Origin of the sequence: Cytobacillus gottheilii (assembly GCF_900166665.1) — a bacterium.
GTDB lineage: Bacteria > Bacillota > Bacilli > Bacillales > Cytobacillaceae > Cytobacillus > Cytobacillus gottheilii_A.
Genome location: NZ_LT800494.1, coordinates 4246146 through 4269070, shown reverse-complemented (window position 1 = coordinate 4269070; position 22925 = coordinate 4246146). Strand labels below are relative to the sequence as shown.

The window sequence follows — 22925 nt, the reverse complement described above, 5'->3', positions numbered from 1 at the left end:
AATGAATAGTGAAAAGAAATTAGCTTCTGGTCCGCAAGGATTTTGGGCCAGATATAAAGAAAAACATCCGAATATTGCTCAATTTCTAGTATTCTTTATTTTGAGCAATGGAATCACCGTCTTACAACTCGTGTTAATGCCAGTTTTTAAGAGTATTTTTGCCCAAACAGCATTAGTAAGCACCAATTTCCAAGTGCTGCAGATTGGCCAAAATTTTGATGGAAGCCCGTATTATGTGTTTGATTATGCAGCAGGAGCACTTGCTGCCGGCGGAGGCGGAGGCCTGGCCTATTTCCTGGCTGTGCAAATTACCATAGCCATTGCTCAAATCATTAACTTTTTTGCCCAAAGAAGCATTACATTTAAATCAAACAGTAATATCTGGAAGGCCGCTTTCTGGTATGTAGTTGCTTACATTATCATTACGATCGGTGCAGCTGCTGCACAAGGATTCTATAAAGCACCAATTTATGATCTATTAATGAACACTTGGGGCTTTGGCGGAGCTGGAGAAACGGCAGCAGATGTAATTACAATGATTATTAACAGTGCTATTTCTTTCTGGGTATTCTTCCCGATCTTTAAAGTTATCTTTAAACAAGAGCCTGAGGCGCAGGTTAAATAAATATAAGAATATATTAGTAGGTACACAGTTTATATATTCGGTTTCAAGACACTAAAACATTATTTTTTGCTGGCTTTCTGTAATAAAAGGTGAGACACTAAATTGCTTAAACACATGGGTGTCTCACCGCTATCCTTTTTATCGGACCGTATTGAAAAGAAAGATGCAGCGGTTTGCCAGACAGAATACATCTCTTCGTAAGGATGAGTAAAGTAGAACCTGAAAGTAGGTTATAGAAAAGGTTGTGTGAGTATGAAGTTATTATCAGTTGTTATACCATGCTATAATTCTCAAGATTATATGAACTATTGCATAGAGTCCCTATTGCCAGGAGGGGAAGACGTAGAGTTACTGATAGTAAATGATGGCTCCAGTGATCGGACAGCAGAAATTGCGGATGAATATGAAAAAAGATATCCTACGATTATTAAAGCGATTCATCAGGAAAATGGTGGCCACGGGGAAGCGGTAAATGCAGGAATTCGTCATGCTTCCGGAAAATACTTTAAAGTAGTCGACAGTGATGACTGGGTAGATATTAGAGCTTATATGAAAGTGTTAGAGGTTTTACGAAACCATAGCAATGACGAGCATTTATTAGACATGGTAATCAGCAACTTTGTATATGAAAAAGAAGGTACTAGATATAAAAAAGTAATGAAATATGATAATGTCCTTCCGGAAAATAGAGTTTTCTCTTGGGAAGACGTGAAGGAATTCCGTAAGGGACAGTATATCTTAATGCACTCTGTTATTTATCGGACACAGATGTTATGGGATTGCTCAATAGAACTTCCAAGGCATACATTTTATGTGGATAATTTATATGTCTTTACCCCGTTAAAATACGTAAAAAAAATCTATTATGTTAATGTGGATTTTTACCGTTATCTCATCGGAAGAGAAGATCAATCTGTACAGGAAAAGACGATGATTAGAAGAATTGATCAGCAGATTAAAGTCAATAAGCTAATGATCGAACAAGCCCATCTTGATCGGATAGAGAACGAAAATCTCCGTCAATATATGCTTAGACATTTAGAAATTGTCACAGTGGTTTCGAGTATTTTATTAATTCGCTCCGGAACAGTTGAAAACCTGCACAAGAAAAGAGAACTGTGGAAATATATCAGAACAAATGACTTTCAATTATACCATCGCCTGAAATTTGGCATAATGGGCCGGTTAATTAATCTGCCGGGCCGAGCTGGAAGAACAATCTCTGTAGGAGCATATAAAATATCTCAAAAGCTTGTGGGATTTAACTAAACTATACTTGATTGAATGCGAGACAGAACGTCTCAGTCATAGATAAACCCGAACTGTTTCATCGTTTAATAGTTCGGGTTTTTATTGTCCTTTTAGAAAATTAGTCTATAACATTAAATTCTTAAAATTGTTTCTGCCTCATTATATATGCCATTTTTTCACATTCCAGAAACGAGAAATATAGAAAATAGATAGATCCTATAGTAGAATATTTTTAGAGGATTAGCTGAGAGAAGAATATAAAAAGCTTCAGATGTATTTCTTCGGGGGATACTGCTGAATTTGTCAAAATGAGGAATCGAAATGAAATATAAAGCTTTAATTGATCAAATGACACTTGAAGAAAAAGCATCTCTAATGTCAGGTAAAGACTTTTGGCAGACACAGGATATTGAACGCCTTGGAATTAAAAGCTTATTTCTTGCTGATGGTCCACATGGAATTAGACGGCAAGAAGCAGCCGCAGACCAATTAGGACTAAATCCAGGAATTCCAGCAACCTGCTTTCCAACTGCTGCAACTGTGGCAAATAGCTGGAATGTAAATCTGGGAGAAAAAGTGGGCGAGTTTCTTGGAGAAGAGGCTGTTTCCCAACAAGTCCATGTGCTGCTGGGTCCTGGTGTTAATATGAAACGGAATCCGTTATGCGGAAGAAATTTTGAGTACTTCAGTGAAGATCCCTATCATGCTGGAAAACTGGCTGCAAGCTATGTTAGAGGAATTCAATCTCAAGGCATCTCTGCCTGTATAAAGCACTTTGCAGCGAATAATCAGGAAGAAAGAAGAATGTCCATTGATACGGTTGTAGATGAGAGGACGCTTAGAGAAATTTATTTAACAGCTTTCGAAATTGCTGTCAAGGAAGGACAAACGAAAACCGTTATGTCTTCCTATAACCGATTAAATGGTGAATATACAAATGAAAACCAGCATTTAATGAAAGATATACTTAGAGGTGAATGGAGTTACAAAGGTGTTGTCGTGACCGACTGGGGAGGAAGCAATGACCGTATAGCAGGCCTCTTAGCCGGAAATGAGTTGGAAATGCCAACTTCGGCTGGTCAGACTAATCGGGAAATTGTGGATGCTATCCATTCGGGGAAGCTGGAAGAAAAAACACTGGATGAAAATGTTGATCGCCTGCTCGACTTAATTTTTACTGCAAGTGAAATCTATGAGAAGCCCTATAAAAGCGATTTCGATGTGGAGAAACATCATCGGGTAGCTCAAAAAGTATCAGAAGAATCCATTATTTTGTTAAAGAACGAAGATAAATTGCTGCCGCTTAAGTTCGGCAAAAAGGTTGCTGTTATTGGAGACTTTGCAAAAGATGCGCGCTACCAGGGCGGGGGCTCTTCTTTTGTAAATCCAACGATCCTTGATCATACAATGGACTGCTTTGAGGAATCTGGGATCGTTAGTATTGGCTTTGAACGAGGCTTTGAGCGATATGGAAAGAAAAATGCGGAGTTAATCAGCAAAGCATGCTCTCTTGCTGAAAAAGCTGATGTTGTTTTTCTATACATCGGGTTGGATGAAGCGGCAGAAGCAGAAGGTTCCGACCGCAAAAGTATAAAGCTTCCAGATAATCAAATTGAATTATTAAATGCTTTGCATGAGGTAAATCCAAATATTGTTGCCATTCTTTCTTGCGGCTCTGTTGTTGAGATGCCTTGGATTGATAAAGTAAAATGCTTATTACACGGATATTTAGGCGGACAAGCTGGCGCAAGAGCGATCCTGAGAGTACTATCAGGAGATGTCAATCCATCAGGAAAATTGGCGGAGTCGTATCCGCTGCGTTACGAAGATACCCCGTCGTATCATAACTTTCCAGGTAATGAGGCCAGTGTAGAATATCGAGAAGGCATGTATATTGGTTATCGTTATTTTGACACAGCAGGTGTAGATGTTCTTTTTCCATTTGGATTTGGGCTTAGTTATACGACATTTGAATATTCAAATATTCGTGTTGATAAAGATGGCGTCACGTTTAAATTAACGAACACGGGAGATCGGGCAGGCATGGAAGTGGTGCAGCTGTATGTAGGCTGCCAATCTAATCAGATTTTCAGACCAAAAAAGGAATTGAAAGGCTTTGACAAAATCTTTATTAATGCAGGTGAAACAAAGACCGTTGCCATTCCATTTGATGATAAAACATTCCGATATTTTAATGTTCTGACAAACCAGTGGGAAATTGAAGAGGCCGAGTATGATATTATGATTGGTGCTTCAAGCGTGGATATTCGCCTGCAGGGTTCAATCTATATAGAAGGAACAGGTGCAGAGGCGCCCTATGATCAGGAAAAGCTGCCTTCCTATTTTACTGGTAATGCTCGTCATGTCAGTAAAGAAGAATTTGAAATGCTGCTTGGCCGCAAAGTGCCCGCTTCTGCTTGGGACCGCACGAAACCGCTGGGGTATACGGATACCATTGAGCAGTGTCAATATGCAAAAGGGTTTACGGGCCGGCTTATTTATCATTCCATAGTGTTCGCACATTGGGTTTTATGGAAAATGGGGAAGAGAAGCTCTGCCAACCTTATTATGATGTCCATTTATTATATGCCATTTAGAGGAATTGCCAGGCTAACTGGAGGAATTGTAAACATGCAGATGCTAGACGGCATCTTACTGATGGTGAATGGACGTTTCATTAAAGGCTTACGGCATGTATGGAAGGAAAGAAAGAAAAAGATAAAAGCTCAGAAAGTATTATCTTGAGTGGAAAAAAGACCGTCCCTTTGGCGGTTTTTTTCTTTTAGCAAGGGCATTTACACAATAAAGATGAACGTTTATATGATATGCAAACATTCCAACAGCTCAACGAAAAGTTTAGTCCCCCTAACAATTAGTTGATGTCCATTCTTCTCAGGGTGAGTTAGTCTAAAGGAAAGAGTGTAAGCGTTTAACAAAGCATGAAATACGTTCATTTTATAGGGGGGAACGAATGGAAATTCAAGCTGTTAACCCATTTTTGCCAAGTTATGAATACATACCGGATGGCGAGCCATATGTTTTTGGAGATCGATTATATGTATATGGATCTCATGATCGATTCAACGGGAAAATGTTTTGCTTAAATGATTATGTCTGCTGGTCTGCCTCAGTGGACGATTTAAGTAAATGGAGATATGAAGGGGTTATTTACAGGAAAAAACAGGATCCTAAAAATAAGCTGGGTCTCTATCAAATGTTTGCTCCAGATATTACACAAGGAACAGACGGGAGATATTATTTGTATTATACGATCGGGTTTAGCGGTATTATGGGGGTTGCTGTGTGCAGTACACCAAATGGAGCATTTGAATTTTATGGTCATGTCAGAATGCCTAATGGTGAACTTTTGTGCAGCCAAAAGGGGGATCCCTTTTTGTTCGACCCCGGAATACTAGTGGATGATGATGGAAGGGTGTATTTGTATTCTGGTTTTGCGCCTGAAAAAGGATTACCGAGTTTTGTTACGGGTTTTAAAAAGCGAGCATACAAAGGCGGATATGTGATAGAGCTTGGAAAGGATATGAAGACAGCCATAAAGGAACCGAAGCTTATTTTTGCTAAAGCAGGCGAGGCGGCAGGAACAGGATTTGAAGGGCACGAGTTCTTTGAAGCTAGCTCAATTCGAAAAATAAATGACACTTATTATTTTATTTATTCTTCCATTAAAGGACATGAGTTATGCTATGCGACAAGTAAAAATCCTACAGGAGACTTCATATTCGGAGGAACCATTATCAGTAATGGTGACTTATACCTTAATGGCCGCAGCGGGGATGAAGAGGCTTTAAATTATATCGGCAATAATCATGGCAGCATTATCTGTGTGAAAGGGCAATGGTATGTGTTTTATCATAGACAGACAAACAGACACCACTTCTCCAGACAAGCACTTGCAGAGCCCATCACGCTTAGAGAAGATGGCGTTATTCCTCAGGTTGAAATGACCAGCAGCGGTTTAAATAATGGGCCACTATATGGATTTGGAGAGTATGAAGCACGGACTGCCTGTCATCTAATGTCCAGGAATGGTGCAGGACGTTATGGCACCTATTTTGGCCATATAACGTTTTCAGGCCACCCATACTTTACACAAACCGGCAAGGACAGAAATGAGAACCCGACTCAATATATTGCGAATATGAGGAATGGAGCGGTTGCGGGGTTTAAATATTTTATGATGGAGGGTTTAAAGGAAATTTCGGTTCGAGTGAAAGCAAGCGGAGAGGGAGAGATGCTGATCTCGACTTCATTGTATGCAGAAGAAGCTGCCAGGATCCCAATCAAACAGAGCTCACAGTATGTCTTTTTTCGTACAAAAATCAATATTGATGATGGAAAACAGGCACTATATTTTACATATAACGGTTCAGGAAGTGTAGACTTTAAATCTTTTTTACTTGAATAGTCTTCGTTTTCTTTTGTGTGTATATAATATTGTTCAATGGCTATGCTAACTGAAAAAGGAATTAAGAGTAATGTCCAATATTGTTCCTTATTTCGTATTAACCGTAATTAGTGTGTCGGTTCTAATAACAGTCATTCTCCATCAGCGTCAATTTGGATATTTTGTGCTGTTTCTTTGTTACTCGGGAATGGTTTATGTTGCAGAGCTTTTCGTCATGGTGATTGGAGACTGCTATGTCTATAAGCCAGAAGTGCTGGACATTCCCTACTATGATCATATCTTAGGAGCCATTGTTTCAAATTTATTTGTTATTCCTGTATTAGGAGTATTAACGGCAGTGTATCAATTAAGATTACGCTGGTTAGTGGGGTTTGCGGCTATCCTCGTAGGTGTTGAGTGGATTTTTGAATCCCTTGGAATTTATTATGTGAATTGGTGGACGAAGGTACATACCTTTATTGCAGTCCTGCTTTTCTTCCTGCTCAGTAAAATTTGGATGAAAGCTTTGCTGTCCGGGAAGAGAGGAATCCAATTCTTATCCTTATGGATGCAAGGCTGGGGTGGGGCAGCGACGGTTATGTACATTATGTCAGTAATGGGAATTCGGTATTATCAATTTGGTTTTTTTGATAATCCTTATCGTGATGATTATTTTTATTGCCGCAATTTTGGCTTTGATAAAAGGATTTATATTTGCAGGAGCCGTCTTTTTTATCCAAAAAATACGCTACCTTATACTGGCGCCTCTTGTCGTTTTCGGTGTAGACATGCCTCTGTATCTATTTGGTGTGCTTGTTATTGAGATCCCTTTTTTGTATTACACAATTATGTATTTAATACTGGGATTTTTATTGCTTTGGTGGAACCATTATGCCTACAATGCGCTTAAAAATATGACGGAATGAGTAATTGCTTTATGTATGAGATCTCTATTGACAGCAAATAAAAACACCTCGTAAAAACAAGTTTTTTACGAGGTGTTTTACTATTACTTTTTCTGAGCTAATCACTCAGCTACGGCAGCAGACTCTTCTGGAGAGATCAGTCCGTCAGGCATTCCATTTTGACCGTTCACGATAATATCTTCGATTGCAGCTTGATCGAGTCTTGAACCTACATCATTTAAGGCATGACCTGCTCCGTCTTCTAAGGTTTGTCCATGACAAGAAATACAAGATGTGTTGACAACTTCTTCAGCATTAATGGACGAAGTAGCATGTTCATGATGATCTCCTTCTGTACTTGCTACTTCTGAAAGTGCTAACCCTGAACCGAGTGCACTAAACAACTACCTGCAAATGCGTTTTCACATAACTCAGGGTACAACCCAACAGGTACAGTAGGCGCTCTAGCTTACCGTGCTGCAGAAGATATTGATAAATACCTGTAAAACGGCGGTACCCTTGCTTAAGAACTCAATATAACCATCCTTAGATTAGTGGGTAAGGTCATTGAAGGTTGGCTTTACCCACTAATTTTTTTTTGAGATATAGTGAGGCTGAGCCAGAAGTGTCACACCTCAAGATCAATCCGCACTATGAGCAGATATTTTTCATTTATATTTGTTTATAGTGCGTTTTTTTTGTTGCTGAAGATGTGTTTCTTCTATTATATATAGTCTTCTATTCTATTAAAAAAAGCCCTCCAAATGGAGAGCCTAACGCATACTTAATACTTATATTTTTGATAATCTTCCCTCATTGCTTTTGTTAGGGAAATGATCATAAATAATAAAATAAATATGAATGGAAATGCTGAAACAATAGAAGCTGTCTGTAATGCCTGAAGCCCTCCGGAAGCTAGAAGAACAGAGGCGGTTGCTGCTTGGATAACACCCCAGCTGAGTTTGATTGCATTAGGCGGATTAAGACTGCCATTGGTACTCTGCATGCCTAAAACAAAGGTAGCCGAATCGGCCGATGTAATGAAGAATGTTCCGATCAAAAATAAGGCTAAAATGGTCGCCAGTGTCCCTAAAGGGAGTGAAGAGAACATGCCGAACATCGCTTCCTCAGTTGCTAAATCCGTTAATCCTGTATTAATGCCTTCTATTTCCTGAAATAACCCAGTTCCTCCAAAAACGGCAAACCACACAATGCAAAAGATCGTCGGTACAAAAAGAACACCTGAAACAAATTCGCGAATGGTGCGGCCCTTCGAAATTCTTGCAATAAACATTCCTACAAAAGGAGACCATGCGATAAACCAAGCCCAATAAAAGATTGTCCAATCCTTCACCCATTGGTTAAACTCAGGGTCTACAGGAGCGACTCTAAATGTATCTGCTGGCAAATTCTTTATATAGGACCAGGTGGTTGAAAAAATACTTTCAAAAATAAAGGCTGTTGGTCCAATAATAATGGTTAATAAAAGGAGCGCAGCCGCTAAGATCATATTAATGTTGCTCAAATATTTAATACCGCGGCTAATGCCTGACCAAGCTGAAATCATAAATAATAGAGTGACGACAATAATAATAATAAATTTTGTTGAAATGGTATTTTCAATATCCGAGATAAAGGCAAGGCCGCCGCCAATTTGCGAAGCTCCAAGACCAAGCGAAGTGGCCACTCCGAAAATGGTTGCAAATACAGCGATGATATCAATTATTTTTCCAAGACTGCCGTTTACCTTTTCTCCTAATAGAGGCTGAAATGTAGCACTGATCATTCCAGGAGCTTTTCTTCTAAATTTGAAGTAAGCAATTGATAGAGCAATGATCGTGTAAATGGCCCAAGTATGAAGACCCCAATGGAAGGTTGAATATCTTAAGGCTTTAGCTGCTGCCTCAACCGTTTCTGGATTTGATTCTGGTGCTGAAGCGAAGTGGGCAAGAGGTTCTGCAACACCCCAAAAAATAATCCCAATCCCCATTCCAGCGCTAAATAACATGGCAAACCACGTTAAGCGATTGTATTCAGGCTTGTCATTTTGATTTCCTAATTTCATTTTACCGTACTTGCTAAATATTAAATAAATAGAATAAAAGAGGAAAATAGCGACTGAGAATATATATAACCAGCCAAACTTATCAGTTAAAAATGATTGAATCCCTGAGGAAACGGCTCCAAGATTTTCCGGAGCAAATCCGCCCCAAATGACAAAGATCACACAAATAATTAATGAAATCCAAAATACATCTGTTACTTTTTTCATAGTAATCTCCTTTCTGACAAAATAGATAGAACGACCTTTCTATTTTAAACATAATTTGAATAAGTTATCAACCCGTTAACAATAATAGAATCGATAAAAAAACGTTTGACGATCAAACCCTTAAATTGATAGTCTAAGAAATAGTGTTATTCTTATAAAAGGGGATTTATATATGAGCCGATCTTCAAAAAAAGAAAACTTACTTGATGTTGCCGAAAGGTTATTTTATAAACATGGCTTCCGCGGGGTAGGACTGAAGCAAATTATAAATGAGGCAAATGTGGCTACAATGACTCTTTATAATCATTTCCCTTCTAAGGATAAATTAGTTGAAGCAGTCCTAAAACAGCGGGAGGAGAGGTATTGGTCTTATCTGGATATGTTTATAGAAAAAGATACAGACTCTCCTTTTATACTAGCTGTTGAAGCTCATTGTCATTGGCTAAAAGAAGAATCTCATAAAGGTGATATGTTCTTAAGAGCAATAGAAGACTATGCTGGAACAGATAATGAAATTGAAAACATTGCGCGTGGCCACAAAGCTAAGCTGTTGAAATACTTTCAAGAACTTGCGCAAAGAAAAGGGAAAGAAAATGATCTGGATTTAGCTAATCAAATTACTTTGCTGCTTGAAGGAGCTACGTCTATGACAACGATTATTGGTGCAGAACAAGCAACAGAATATACTATAGCGATCGCCAGGAAAATTATTCAGGATACGCCATAACGGAATATTTGTGCAAAATTCTTCACATTCTTTGACACTTCTTTATGCTATTCTTTAACTGTACTTGTAATGGGTTGCATTTACAGATGAGGAGGAGGCATTATGAGGATAAAGGCAATTATTTTAGGAGCTGCACTTGTGGCAGCAGCGATTGTTTTTTTAGCTTTTAATAATCTTGAAGCAAATACAGTGAATACAAACATAAAAAAACTCGTAAAAGACTATAGCACGGGGAACGTCCCTGGTGAATCAGTTTCCATTACTTCACATGAATTAATTGTTACAGAAAGCGATGGAAGTGAACGTATATATGAACTGCCAGAAGATGATTTCTTTGTTTCGATTGCTCCCTATGTCAAGGAGACACATCCATGTGCAATCCATAATTTGACCGGATGCCAAGGTGAAATGGTCAATGAAGAATTTTCCGTATATATCGAAGATGAGGAAGGAAATCCGATAGTAGATGAAACGATGAAATCTCAAGATAACGGATTCATTGACATATGGATTCCGAGAGATCGAACATATCAAATTTCTGTCTCATATAACGGTAAAACAGCGGAATCAACGATTTCTTCTTTTGAAGGAGATGATACCTGTATTACTACCATGCAGCTATAGCATTTAAAAGCTTTCCTTCCTTAACTATGGCAGGAGAGCTTTTTTATGGACCTTTTTATATAATTGCTGTTTACATAAATAAGTTTTTGAAAAATCAAGAAAGCTTGTGAAAACAGCCAATTAATATTTGGAAAATTCTTTCTGGCTGGCAACGTTAATTGGAGTGCAGATATATTCCTTCTAGATATAAAGAGTTTCTTTAGCAGATAAAAGTTATTGATATGTTATAATTTTCTATATATCCTAAAGCGTTTTCATATAGGTGCTATCGGATTAGAAAGGCGGGAGGTAAGAATGAAACCAAAAGTGTTTATCACAAGGCAAATACCGGATTCAGTTATACGAAAGTTGGAAGAAACATGTGAAGTGGCTGTGTGGGGATATGAAGATACTCCTGTGCCAAGAGATGTTTTGGAAAGTGAGATCGCTGAAGCACATGGATTATTTTGCATGCTTACAGATAGCATTGATGCAGAGTTAATTCAGAAGGCGAATAAACTAAAAGTAATCAGTAATTTGGCTGTTGGCTACAATAATATTGATATAGAAGCTGCAAGTAAGAAGGGAATTATGGTAACGAATACTCCGGGAGTTCTTACTGAGACTACTGCAGATTTAACATTTGCCCTGCTTATGGCAACAGCTCGCAGAATACCCGAGGCTTCTGATTTTCTTAGAGCTGGGGAATGGAAAACATGGTCCCCTATGCTTTTGACAGGTCAGGATATTTATAATCAGAAATTAGGGATCATCGGGCTTGGCAGAATAGGTGAAGCAATTGCAAGGAGGGCAAAAGGATTCCAAATGAATGTGGTCTATCATAACAGAAGCCGGAAGCCCGAAGCGGAAGAGTCGCTTGGTCTGACCTATGTGTCAATGGACGAGCTCCTTGAAACGTCTGATTATGTATGTATAATGACACCATACACAAATGAAACGAAAAATCTTATACGAGCTGAACATTTTAAAAAGATGAAAGATAACGCTATCTTGATTAATACCGCTCGGGGCGGAATTGTGAATGAAAAAGATTTATATGATGCCCTGAAAAATGGAGAGATATGGGCAGCCGGCTTAGATGTTTTTGAGCAGGAGCCGGTTCCGCTAGATCATCCATTGCTGTCCCTGCCAAACGTTGTTACACTTCCCCACATTGGAAGTGCCAGTATAAGAACGAGAAGTGTGATGGCAGAGGTTGCTGCTGATGATCTTTTGAGAGCAGTAAATGGCGAAACGCCTGTTCATTTAGTCAATCCATAAAATAAAAGAAAGAGCCAAGAATGCTGATGACAGTATTCCTGGCTCTTTTCTTTTGTATTCATTTCTTCTATTCGTTACGCAAAACTCTTCTTCACATTTTCTGCACTCTCCGCGGTACTTCTCATATAAGAAGCAACCAAATGCTGATCTTCGGTTAGTGTTTCTATTGATGCGCCAACTTGTTGAAGACTTGCTGTTGCTTGTTCAATAAGAGCAGCGAATTCAGTTGTAGAAGATTCAACCTCTTCACTGTTTTTCCCGACTTCGCTAGCTAGTCTAGAAAATTCTGTGAACCTGCCATTAATGCCTTTTAACATGACATTCAGTTCACTAAAAGTAGTGCTGACTTCATTCGCAGATTGGACACTTTTAAGCAAGCTGCTGCTACTTGTTTTCATATTCGTTTGTGCTAATTCGTTTGAATGGTTAACTGCTCTCAAATTATCGGTGATTTTAATGGTTGTTTCTTTCGTAATATCCGCAAGTTTTCGGATTTCTTCTGCCACTACAGAGAAACCTTTCCCTGCTTCACCGGCACGTGCCGCTTCAATGGATGCATTTAGAGCAAGCAGGTTGGTCTGTTCAGTAATTTGCCCAATATCGTTGGCAAATTGATTTGTTTCTGCGATTTTTTGTGCTAAAGTCGTAAAGTTTTCCTGTAAATCTGTAATTACGTTTTGGAGCTGATGCATTTCCTGCGATAATTGTTCAGCTAGAGTATGGCCGCTTTCTGCAAAAGCGCTGGATTGTATGGAATCCTGAATCAGCTGCTCCGTTGATTGATTCATTTCTGTAATCGTTTGAACATTTCTTTGCGCATGATTCGCAATCGCAGAAATTTGTTCACTTTGTGCAGCGCTGCCAGATGAAACTTCATTTATGGCTGTTCGCATTTCATCCTGAGCATGCACACTGTATTGAACCTTCTCGTTAACCTTTTGTATACCTTCTACAATTGTTGACATCTCTTTTTCTAACTGAAGTTTTTGCTGTTCTTTTAAGCTAGCTTCGGTACTGGCATTTTCTAAAAATAATTGCAGCTGTTTAAATTGTTTTTGATTCATAAAAATTAAAACCGCTAAAATAACGCCTGATAATATGAATAAAATAAAGAAACCAATAAATTCATCTTTTAAATAAGAATAACCCTCAGCAGGATAAAAACAGTTAAGGATAATAGTGATAAGGCCAAAAAATAATCCGATTGCATATAGAGCCTTTTGAAAGGGAATCGCTGCAAATACCAGGAATAGGAATACTGTAATAACTCCTGTTAAGTTTCCCTTTTCAATCGTGAAAGTAAGAAGGTTAAAAATATTCATACCGATAATAATAATATAAGGAAAATAGCGATCTTTTTTTACTTTCTTTGTTACAAAGTAGGCTAAAGCATAAGCAATAATTTGAAAGAGAGTAAAATAAGTTAATAAAGTAAAGCTGCTTAACATGATTAGGCTAATAATGACTAAAGAGGAAGAGCCTAAATAGCTTAAAAGCATTAGCTTATTTTTACCTTGTAAATCCTCAAGCTTCATTTGATCCATTGCATTCATAGTTTTTCCCCCGTGTTATTCATTCTCTTAATTCATATCGGCAGATTTTCCGCAGAATGAATAGGGTTTAGGGGCCTGGAAAAAATACTTATTTATTATATGTTTACAGCCTCGGAACTCGGGTATGTAAAAGGGAGATTCACTATAATCGAAGTGCCCTGTGCATTGCTGAAAAGATGAAACCGTCCATTATGATTTTCGATAATTTGTTTGCTGATCATCAATCCCAGGCCAGTGCCTTTTTCTTTTGTCGTAAAGAAAGGTTCTTCTACTCGATTGAGCAGGTGCTCTGGAATGCCTGGACCGTTATCACGGAAGGAGATTTGAACAGAATCATGCAGAACATCCAAATCAATTGTAATTTGTCCGCCATCTGGCATTGCTTCAATACTATTTTTCAAAAAATTAATAAAAACTTGTTTTAGCTGGTTTTCATCGCATTGAATGGAAGGTGTGCACAATTTTATATTCGTGACAATTTCAATATTGTTTAAGATTGCCTGTGTTTCTATTAAAGTTGTCACATCATGAAGTAAATCTTGCACATTGTTTATCACTTTAAATTCCATATCTTTTGGCTTTGCCAGCGTTAACAGCTCTGACAGAATTAATTCAATTCTGTCTATTTCTGCGTGTATAATTTCAAAATATGGCTTTGTATCCTCGTGTTGATCTTCTGTCAATTGCAGAAAACCTTTAATAGCTGTTAAAGGATTGCGTATCTCGTGAGCAATGCCAGCAGCCAGCTGACCAGCAGCCATTAGCTTTTCCGAATGAAGTAAAAACTCTTCTGTCTTCTTTCTTTCCTTTGTATCTCTAATAAGTAAGTAAACAGCTTTTTCACTCTGAAATATCACCGGAATGCCCTTAACCTCTGCTTCAAAGCAAATTCCTTCATGTCGGTAGAACATAAATTCCTGAAAATCAAGGATGCTATCTTGTTTCAAATTCATAAGCATCTGCTGAAACGAGCTTAAGGATCCTGGTGCTACAGACATAAAAATATTATTAGCCACGAGTGAATTTTTTTCAGGAATTCCAAATAATTGTGCTGCCTGTTGATTATGGTACAAAATCACCCCGTCCCGTAAAAGAATGACCGGATCTGGAGAATGATCCACGAGACTTGTTATTATTTGTTCTCCTATTTTCATTACCCCCTTATAGATGCATGACTATATATAGTTTCACTCAAAAGTTCCCTCCGCAGGAAAAAATGTGCAATAATATTACCCCTATACCACATATAGATAACGCTTAAACCTTTTTTATGAATTATTTTTAAAAAATAGAAAAAAGTGCTTGGACTTGTTTTACCCCAAAGATCTCTGCCTCCCCTTCGATCGTAGCCGATTAAAAAAAGGATTAAAAACTTGTCCGCCAAATTCCTTATTAAATGAGACGTTCTTAAAAAAGAACAAATACCCTAGAAGTGAAATATTACTCTTAATTCAAACTATTTATCTACGAACATTCACATTTCAAAATAAAAGCCTGATCGGAAAATAAGAAAAAATAACTATTATTTGTAACATTTGTAATAAACGAAAAGGAAAATTTAAAATTGACTTAAAAAAAATATCTATGCTCCTATTACTTGCTGGGAATATGGAACTAAGTAAAAATCTCGATTTTGAGAGAATAATAGGGAGAAAATATCAGACATATTTCGACATTGCCCGAGAGAGTTTGACGGAAATGTGAACGCGTGTTAGTTAATATATAGCATCAAAGAAGAAAAATTTTCTAAAAGTATAGGTTTATTTGCTCCTTGCCGAGGTATAAGGTAGGGAAAAGTTTTCCAATTCCTTATGTTTTGAAGAAGAAAATAGCTTAGTGGAACATTATAGAGAACAGGTGCTATTATCTTTCAAAGTGTAAGAGCTGCTGACAAGTTTATGGCTTGACAGCTGAATAAGCTTTTAAAAAAACAAAAGAACGACTGTGGGAGAGAAGAAACAGGATGTTAGAGTCTAAAAGAAGAGCTGCCATTTTTTTATTGCTTGCCTTTCTGCTAGCAGCTGGAGCAGGTTATCTTGTTCTGGATAAGGTAAGAGATCTGAATGCTGAATTGGGAGGGATGACGAAAATATATATTGCGAATGGCAATATCCCTGTTAGGACATTAATTGAGGGCAGTCAAATTAGAACAATGGAAATCCCGAATAAGTTTCTGAATGATGCGCACATAACAGATAAAGATGAAATTATTCATAATGTTTCTGTTGTGCCATTATCAGAAGGAGAAATCATAACAAATAATATGTTAAAACCTTTCACTGAATTGCGGGATGAAAACAATAGGCTTATAGCTATGTATCCTTCCGAAAAGGTACAGTTTGATCAAGTAATTGAGACACTGGATCGTGTTGATATCATTGTTTCGACTGACAATAACGGAGAGCAAAAGACAGAAGTGTTCATGAGGGATGTACCAGTTGCTTATGCTGATGGAACGGAGGAAGACTTCGCTGGTGTGGCTCTCGAGGTTAGCATAGAGGACGCACCTAGACTCATACATATGCAAAATTACGCAGATAAAGTAAGAGTCTTGAAGGCCAATGTAGGGAAAGAGGATACACCTCCAGCTCAGATACCAGAGCAAGACAATACGGAGGAGGAACCATCTCCAGCGAATGAAGAAGAGGCAGTAAATGAAGAAGCCGAAACCGAGGATGGAGCGGCTGATTCATCTGGAGAGAGTGAAACAGAAGCCGATCAAAATAATAACTAAGAGGGAATCGTATGGAGTCGAATTTAAAAGTACTGTTAGTCAGTGATGATGAGGTTATTCATAATCAGATTTTAAATGCCATGTCAGGAAGCTACTCGGTCCAGCTGATCGAATCAAGAGATGTTGTCAGAGAAATGAACCGGGAAGATCGGGACATTGTCATTTTTGTGCAGCCTGACAGTGATATTGCGGTAGAGAGTATTGAGTATATTAAATCGGCAAGCCCAACGACATTCGTCATGTTTATTGCGAAAAGCTCAGATTTTAGCCAGCTTCGCAGTATTACGAAGGCAGGGGCTTCTGAATTTTTTGTTTACCCGGAAGAACATAGTTTATTCATCAGCAGAATACCTACTATTTTTCAAAGCTATGAAGCTAATAAATCAAAACAGACGGAAACGTTATCTTCTTTTACAAGAGGAAGAGGGCAGATCTATTCAATTTTCAGCGGCAATGGCGGAAGCGGCAAATCTAACTTGGCATCCGCATTTGCACAGACGATCAAGGTAGAGTCAACAGCAGAAGTTATTCTGATTGATTTGAATTTACAATTTGGCGGGCTTGAAACGTTAATGGCCATTGAATCTAACCGTTCTATAGCCGATCTGATGCCAGTTGTGAGTGAGCTGAACGAAAGTCATATTCGGAATGTATCGCAAAAGCTGGAAAGCTCTAAGCTTGAAGTGCTGATCAGTCCATGTGATGCTGAAACAGCAGAAAAAATAACAGAGGATTTTGTGGCTAAACTGTTGAGAACATGCAGAAGAAGCTTTGATTTTGTTATAGTCGATCTTCCTTCTTATATGAATAATCATGTTGTTACAGCACTTGAAGAATCTGATCGCATTTTTTATGTGTTAACACCAGATACACCATCTTTAAAGGTGCTAAAGCAATTTGAAGAGCTTGCAGTGAGACTGGGAATTGAATTGCCGTCACGAACTTCCATTATTTTGAATAAAACAAGCAAAGATAATGAGGTGCAGGTAAAGGATATTAAAAATGTGTTAAGGTTTCCGCTTGCAGCAACAGTCAGATTGGATAATAAAGGACTTCAGCCTTTCTTGAATAAAGGAGAGCCGATCAGAAAAACAGCAAAGGAAAGAAGGCTCATTCCATTTGCAAAAGATGTGAAGAAATGGGGACTTTCTGTACTGGAATAGGAGGTTTGGCAAATGGCATCCTTATTTGACAAAAGAAAAGAAAAAATCATCAGCTCAGCCAAACTGCAATCCTATCAATATGAAAATCACCTAGTGGACGAATTGGTTGAGCATTACAAATCAAGGCTGCTTCGAGATACGAATTTAGAGGCGCTGACGAAGCTGTCCCAAGGGGAAATGCGTCTTAGCATTGAACAATTTGTGAGCCAGTTCATGGCAGAGGAGAAAGTGATTATCTCCCGCCATGATAAAGAGATATTAATTACAAGAATACTAGATGAATCGGTTGGTTATGGACCGTTAGAGCCGTTAATTAATGATTCATCCATAACAGAGGTCTTAATCAACGGCTTTGAAGAGGTGTATGTGGAACGGTTAGGGAAGCTGGAGCTGACGGATGTAAAATTTCGCGATGATGATCATGTCAGACATATTGTTGATCGAATCGTAGCTCCAATCGGGAGAAGAATTGATGAAAGCTCTCCGATGGTTGATGCCAGACTGCCGGACGGAAGCCGTGTCAATGCCGTTATACCGCCAATAAGTCTGAATGGCACATTGGTATCGATCCGTAAGTTCCGGAAAGAGCCGTTTACAATGGATGATCTATTAAACTTCAATGCTCTTAATTCTGCTATGTCCCAATTTTTAGATGGTGTTGTAAGGGCAAAAATGAATACGTTAATATCCGGAGGTACGGGAAGCGGGAAAACAACGATCCTAAACGTATTAGCAGCATCAATCCCGCACGGAGAAAGAGTTGTAACGATTGAGGATTCCGCTGAATTAAGACTGAACCGCCCAAATGTCGCAGGTCTTGAAGCGCGTCCGGCCAATGTGGAAGGAAGCGGTGAAGTAAGCATTCGTCAGCTTGTAAAAAACGCACTTAGGATGCGGCCGGACCGAATTATTGTCGGTGAGGTCCGAAGCGGTGAGGCTTTTGATATGCTGCAGGCAATGAACACGGGTCATGAAGGCTCGCTGACAACTGTACACGCCAATTCACCAGATGATGCTCTAAGAAGGGTAGAAGCAATGGTTGTTATGGCCGGAATGGAGCTGCCAAGTCATATTGTCCGAGAATATATCGTCGGGGCACTCGATATCATTATTCAAGCTACCCGACTAACCGATGGAACGAGAAAAATCATCTCGATTTCTGAGGTTGTGGAAGAACAGGATGGCTCCCATTCTGTAAAAGAAATATTCCATTTTAAACGAACAGGCATGTCATCAGATGGAGCAATTGAAGGCTTTTATACACCGACAGGTTACATTCCGGCATCCCTTGATAAGTTAAAGGTCTTTGGAATAAATATCCCTGAATCTTCCTTTACGTCTGTTTATGAGGAGGTGAAGTAATGGCCGAGTTTTTTCTATCCATGTTTGCCGCTCTTATGTTGATTATCTCCATCTATTTCATACTCGATTACCGGATGAAAAAACGGGAATGGCGCAAGGATGTTCATGAGTTTTACAACGATGGAGTGAAGAGGAAAAGTGTTATTGTTTTGCTCGGCACGAAGTTTGATCAAACGGAAACAGCACAGCCGATCTATGAAAAGCTTCGCAGTGCCAATATCCCTTTAACACCGTCTGAATACCTTGGAGCGCATGTGGTTATTTTTATGGGAATTATTATCTCCTTGCAGAACTTCTTCGGCATTGGGTTTCCAGTCAATCTGCTTGTTGCTGCATTAGTGCTTGAAGGAGGCAAAAGGCTGCTGTTTTTAATCCGAAAAAATTATATGAAGCAGCGTATTATTGAACAGCTTCCTGAGATTTGCCGAACATTGGCCAACTCCAGCCGCTCAGGTATGACATTGACGCAAGGAATTAACCTTGTTGCACAGGAAGTGAGTGAGCCAGCTAAAAGTGAGTTCCGCAGGCTCGCTCAGGAGCTGTCATTGGGAATCGATTTTAATACAGGTCTTAAAGCAATGGAGAAACGCATTGACAGCAGAGAGTTTCAGCTCTTTGTCGCAACTATGCTAATCCAAAAGAAGGCTGGAGGCAATCTCTACGCTGTTCTTGATGAAATGAGTCAGACGCTGGAAGATCGAAAAATCCTGCAGCAGGAGATCAAAACAATGACAGCTGAACAGAGATATGTTTCTTATATTGTCCCGGTGATTCCTATATTCCTAGTGTTAATGATGAATAATGTCATCGATGGATTTTTAGATCCGTTATTTTCTGGATTGGGAATCTTCCTGCTCGCATTTTTCGTAGCTGGAACTGTACTAACGTTCATTTTAGTCCGAAAAGTGACGAATATTAGGGTGTGAAAAGATGGATGGATTAATCCTTATTATTGTTAGCTTATGTTTAATATTTGTTGCCCTTTCTTTAAGAAGTTTTTATAAGTATCTCATCTCAAAAGAGAGACTTAAAGAGGAAATAAAAGAGAAAACATTTATCTATAATTCATTTGAAAAAAAGATTACAAGAAAAGAGAAAATGATTTCAAAAATGCTGCAATATGCTGATGACTTTTCTGGCATTGGCCAGAGAATCAATTTCTTTAGTGAAAACGAAGAAGTAAAGAAGCAGCTAATGCAGGCTGGCTTTCCATATGGATTGACAGTAGAGCGATTTCAAGGCCAGAAAATCTTCTTACTTATTGTTGGTGTCATTGCTGGAGGAGTATCACTTGTTCTTCGACTGCCTTTTGCGGAAGTTTCGGTCATTCTGCTGCCTGTTGCAGGCTATATGCTGACGATACTTTGGCTTAAGAAAAAGGCAAAGCAGCGCCAGGCTGAGCTTTCCTATCAGCTTCCGGATTTTCTCGATACGATGAGTGTAACTTTGCAGGCAGGTGTGGGCTTAGATCAAGCTCTTAGAGATATTGTCCCTTACTTTGAAGGACCTGTTAAAGATGAATTTGGCCGATTTATACAGGAAACAGATGTAGGGGTGCCAAGAGCAGATGCCTATCGGGAACTCTTAAAGCGCAATGAAAGCAGAGAGTTCCAGATGCTGATTAAATCATTAATTCAAGGTGAACGGCTTGGTGTTCCGATTTCCAAGACCTTTAAACAGCAATCCGAAGAAATGCGGAAGATCAAGAAAGAAAAAATTAAAGAAGAGGCAGCCAAAGCCTCACCGAAGGTCACCTTGATAACCACTTTTATTGTAATGCCGTCTGCCATCATATTAATTGGCGGCCTGATGGCTATCAATATGTTTAAAGATAGCAGTAATCTATTTAACTTATTTAATTAAAAAAGGAGAGATTTACGATGAAAAACATGATGATTAAGGCTTGGACAAAAGTAATGAATCCGGTGAAAAACGAAAAAGGTGCACAGTCACTCGAGTGGTTAGGAATTGCAGCTTTACTTATTCTCGTATTAGGGATTGTATCGACTGCAGTAAGTGAGCAGAGTACAGGGATCGGATCCATTATCTCTAAAATTATTGAGCAAATATCACAGATGGTAGGCGGCTGATTCGTCATTTATAAACTGGCGTCTTTGCCTGAGGCTGCAGGACGCTCTCATGGCCTTCGGATTTTACAAGATATAAACGTTTTGAAACTCTAGGGGTATTTTTATTTTTAAGGTGGTTAAAAAATTGACATATACCAAAAGGATCTTTCCTATTTTCATATTGTTTATCCTGCTTTTGGCTGCCTGCAGCAATGATGAGGAGCTGGAACAGGTTAAATCTAATACTGAAGATGTATCTGTTTCTGCTGATACAGAAGAAGTAGCTGATAATACAAAGGAAGAAGAGGAAGAAAATAAATTAAGTGAGTCTGATGAAGAAGAACCTAAATTAGATATTGAGCCTCTTCCATCAACATATGAAGAATTAGCTTCTAGGCCAGTCGGGGAACATCATGATTTTACGTTTAATTTAAATGATGAAGATATCCAAAGAATGTTAGATACATTCAGTGATCTTCCTGAACTGTCAGAAGAACCATCAAATGAAGAATTAGATTATTACTTTCAAGAGCTTCTGAAAAAGGTTCAGCAAGGATACAAAGGACCAGAAGAGGCCATTAAACAGTTGCGTTTCCAGTCTATTGGGAATCCAGAACAGGAGAATTCAAGGTATCAATTTAAAGAAAATTTAAATGTTGAAATTCTTTTAGACGCTTCTGGCAGTATGGCAGCAGAGGTAAATGGAGATGTAAAGATGGACGCAGCTAAAGAATCAATCCTGCAGTTCGTCGAGTCCCTTCCAGAAACTGCTAATGTAGGAATTAGAGTTTATGGTCATAAAGGAAGCGGTTCTGAAGCTGATAAGCAAAAGTCTTGCAGCAGTAGCGATATTATTTATCCTATTTCAGCTTACGAAGAATCTTCGTTTCAATCTGCTTTAAATGAAGTTACTCCAAGTGGATGGACACCAATCGAATTAGCGATAACTGAAGCACAGAAAGATCTATCAGAGTTTAATGGAGCAAATAACACAAATATTGTTTATTTGGTCAGTGATGGTGTTTCTACATGTGAAGACCAGCCAGTAGAAGCAGCAAAGCAACTATACGATTCTAATATTGAACCGATTGTGAATGTCATTGGGTTCGATGTTGATAATGAAGGTCAAAATCAGCTCAGAGAAATTGCTGATGTGACAGAGGGTATTTACACTTATGCTGCTGACGGAAATGAGTTAAGCGAAGAGCTTGCGAAAGTAAGTGATTTGGCTGAAACATGGGAAAAGTGGAAGGAACAAGGTCAACAAAGCCTAGAGTATAAGAATGTTAATAATAAAATTGATATATTCGTATATATCACAGATGAGAAATCCAAAACCACCAAAGAAAAGTCCATTATATACCTCATCACTTCACAGATGGCGCAAAATGGAAAAATGAGTAATGAAGCAAGAGACTATTTGCAGCAGAAAAACAATGAATATCATGATTGGATTCGAGAAGAAATTGATCAATTCAATGAGGAGCTTAAAGCCTTAAACGAAAAAAGCTATAGTGAAGCATTAAGAACACTCGAAGAAAAATATCAAACGAATGCTCAATAAGCGAGGTGATTATTTTTGAGTGAAAGATTGTTTAATCGTGTGGTTGCTCTGCTAATGATTGCTGTACTTGTCTTTTGGAGTGCCTTTCCAGCATTTGTTGGAGCAGCTGGTTTTATTACACCAGGAAAACCGATTACACCGGGACAAAGTATCACCCCAGGGAAGCCTATTTCAGGTGGAACCTTTATTATTCCCGGTAAGGCATATGACCCTGGAAATCCAGTTGAAGCCGGTAATGTAAGTGGTGTATCAGGTCAGCCTATATTACCAGGGTCTCCCCTCAATCTTGGATCATTTATGATCCCGAATGCACCGCCAGTACCGCCAAGTTCATTTTATTGGCAGGGAAATCCAATTGACTCTGGGAACGCGATTCTAGGAGGCAATGCTATTTCCGGAGGAGACGCAGCC

19 protein-coding genes and 1 pseudogene are annotated in these 22925 nt (G+C 38.7%); 16 read left to right on the top strand and 4 right to left on the bottom strand.

Translation table 11 applies throughout. The annotated features are described in order from the left end of the window. The first annotated feature begins 1 nt into the window (after position 1). The 5 genes from B7E07_RS20930 to B7E07_RS20910 all read left to right on the top strand — a co-directional run bounded on the left by B7E07_RS20930 (position 2) and on the right by B7E07_RS20910 (position 7104). On the top strand, positions 2-625 hold the full coding sequence (locus B7E07_RS20930; protein ID WP_080848739.1) for a hypothetical protein: 624 nt from the start codon (positions 2-4) through the stop codon (positions 623-625). 252 nt (positions 626-877) lie between these two features. Continuing rightward, the gene (locus B7E07_RS20925) at positions 878-1894 is read left to right on the top strand and encodes a glycosyltransferase family 2 protein (RefSeq protein WP_080848738.1); all 1017 of its coding nucleotides are present in this window, start codon (positions 878-880) and stop codon (positions 1892-1894) included. 303 nt (positions 1895-2197) lie between these two features. Beyond that, positions 2198-4621 carry a beta-glucosidase family protein gene (locus B7E07_RS20920; RefSeq protein WP_080848737.1) on the top strand — a complete coding sequence of 808 codons (2424 nt, stop codon included), beginning with the start codon at positions 2198-2200 and terminating at the stop codon, positions 4619-4621. Positions 4622-4847: 226 nt separating this feature from the next. After that, positions 4848-6302, top strand: a complete 1455-nt coding sequence (locus tag B7E07_RS20915) for a family 43 glycosylhydrolase (RefSeq protein WP_080848736.1) — start codon at positions 4848-4850, stop codon at positions 6300-6302. Between the two features lie 70 nt (positions 6303-6372). Further along, positions 6373-7104: a hypothetical protein gene (locus B7E07_RS20910; protein WP_080848735.1), complete on the top strand. Its 732-nt coding sequence runs from the start codon at positions 6373-6375 to the stop codon at positions 7102-7104. Positions 7105-7308: 204 nt separating this feature from the next. Here the strand turns inward: B7E07_RS20910 and B7E07_RS20905 are convergent, their stop codons facing one another. Further along, positions 7309-7590, bottom strand: a complete 282-nt coding sequence (locus tag B7E07_RS20905; protein WP_080848734.1) for a c-type cytochrome — start codon at positions 7588-7590, stop codon at positions 7309-7311. Between the two features lie 380 nt (positions 7591-7970). Further along, positions 7971-9458: a glycine betaine uptake BCCT transporter gene (locus tag B7E07_RS20900; RefSeq protein ID WP_080848733.1), complete on the bottom strand. Its 1488-nt coding sequence runs from the start codon at positions 9456-9458 to the stop codon at positions 7971-7973. 172 nt (positions 9459-9630) lie between these two features. Between B7E07_RS20900 and B7E07_RS20895 the strand changes: the two genes are divergently transcribed. The 3 genes from B7E07_RS20895 to B7E07_RS20885 all read left to right on the top strand — a co-directional run bounded on the left by B7E07_RS20895 (position 9631) and on the right by B7E07_RS20885 (position 12069). Then, on the top strand, positions 9631-10185 hold the full coding sequence (locus tag B7E07_RS20895) for a TetR/AcrR family transcriptional regulator (RefSeq protein WP_080848732.1): 555 nt from the start codon (positions 9631-9633) through the stop codon (positions 10183-10185). A gap of 102 nt (positions 10186-10287) precedes the next feature. Further along, the gene (locus B7E07_RS20890; RefSeq protein ID WP_080848731.1) at positions 10288-10809 is read left to right on the top strand and encodes a CueP family metal-binding protein; all 522 of its coding nucleotides are present in this window, start codon (positions 10288-10290) and stop codon (positions 10807-10809) included. 294 nt (positions 10810-11103) lie between these two features. Continuing rightward, on the top strand, positions 11104-12069 hold the full coding sequence (locus B7E07_RS20885; RefSeq protein ID WP_080848730.1) for a 2-hydroxyacid dehydrogenase: 966 nt from the start codon (positions 11104-11106) through the stop codon (positions 12067-12069). A 74-nt stretch (positions 12070-12143) separates the two neighbouring features. On the opposite strand, the gene B7E07_RS20880 is transcribed toward B7E07_RS20885, so the two are convergent. Continuing rightward, positions 12144-13622: a methyl-accepting chemotaxis protein gene (locus B7E07_RS20880; RefSeq protein WP_080848729.1), complete on the bottom strand. Its 1479-nt coding sequence runs from the start codon at positions 13620-13622 to the stop codon at positions 12144-12146. 95 nt (positions 13623-13717) lie between these two features. After that, positions 13718-14776, bottom strand: coding sequence for an ATP-binding protein (locus B7E07_RS20875; RefSeq protein ID WP_080848728.1), 1059 nt, complete (start codon positions 14774-14776; stop codon positions 13718-13720). Between the two features lie 809 nt (positions 14777-15585). On the opposite strand from B7E07_RS20875, the gene B7E07_RS20870 reads away from it, so the two are divergent. From B7E07_RS20870 to B7E07_RS23850, 8 genes and pseudogenes are all read left to right on the top strand, one after another. After that, entirely contained in the window at positions 15586-16356 is a 771-nt protein-coding gene (locus B7E07_RS20870; protein WP_080848727.1) for a CpaB family protein, read from the top strand. Between the two features lie 11 nt (positions 16357-16367). Then, on the top strand, positions 16368-17519 hold the full coding sequence (locus B7E07_RS20865) for an AAA family ATPase (RefSeq protein ID WP_080848726.1): 1152 nt from the start codon (positions 16368-16370) through the stop codon (positions 17517-17519). 12 nt (positions 17520-17531) lie between these two features. Then, positions 17532-18881: a CpaF family protein gene (locus tag B7E07_RS20860; protein ID WP_080848725.1), complete on the top strand. Its 1350-nt coding sequence runs from the start codon at positions 17532-17534 to the stop codon at positions 18879-18881. Then, a complete protein-coding gene (locus tag B7E07_RS20855; protein WP_080848724.1) occupies positions 18881-19807 on the top strand; it encodes a type II secretion system F family protein in 927 nt (308 codons plus the stop codon). The genes B7E07_RS20860 and B7E07_RS20855 overlap by 1 nt, the downstream gene beginning before the upstream one ends. Before the next feature lie 4 nt (positions 19808-19811). Then, positions 19812-20744: a type II secretion system F family protein gene (locus tag B7E07_RS20850; RefSeq protein ID WP_080848723.1), complete on the top strand. Its 933-nt coding sequence runs from the start codon at positions 19812-19814 to the stop codon at positions 20742-20744. 17 nt (positions 20745-20761) lie between these two features. Beyond that, positions 20762-20971: a hypothetical protein gene (locus tag B7E07_RS20845; protein ID WP_080848722.1), complete on the top strand. Its 210-nt coding sequence runs from the start codon at positions 20762-20764 to the stop codon at positions 20969-20971. A gap of 124 nt (positions 20972-21095) precedes the next feature. Beyond that, positions 21096-22514 carry a vWA domain-containing protein gene (locus B7E07_RS20840; protein ID WP_080848721.1) on the top strand — a complete coding sequence of 473 codons (1419 nt, stop codon included), beginning with the start codon at positions 21096-21098 and terminating at the stop codon, positions 22512-22514. A gap of 15 nt (positions 22515-22529) precedes the next feature. Next, a pseudogene (locus B7E07_RS23850) lies at positions 22530-22925 on the top strand (hypothetical protein); the annotation flags it as partial.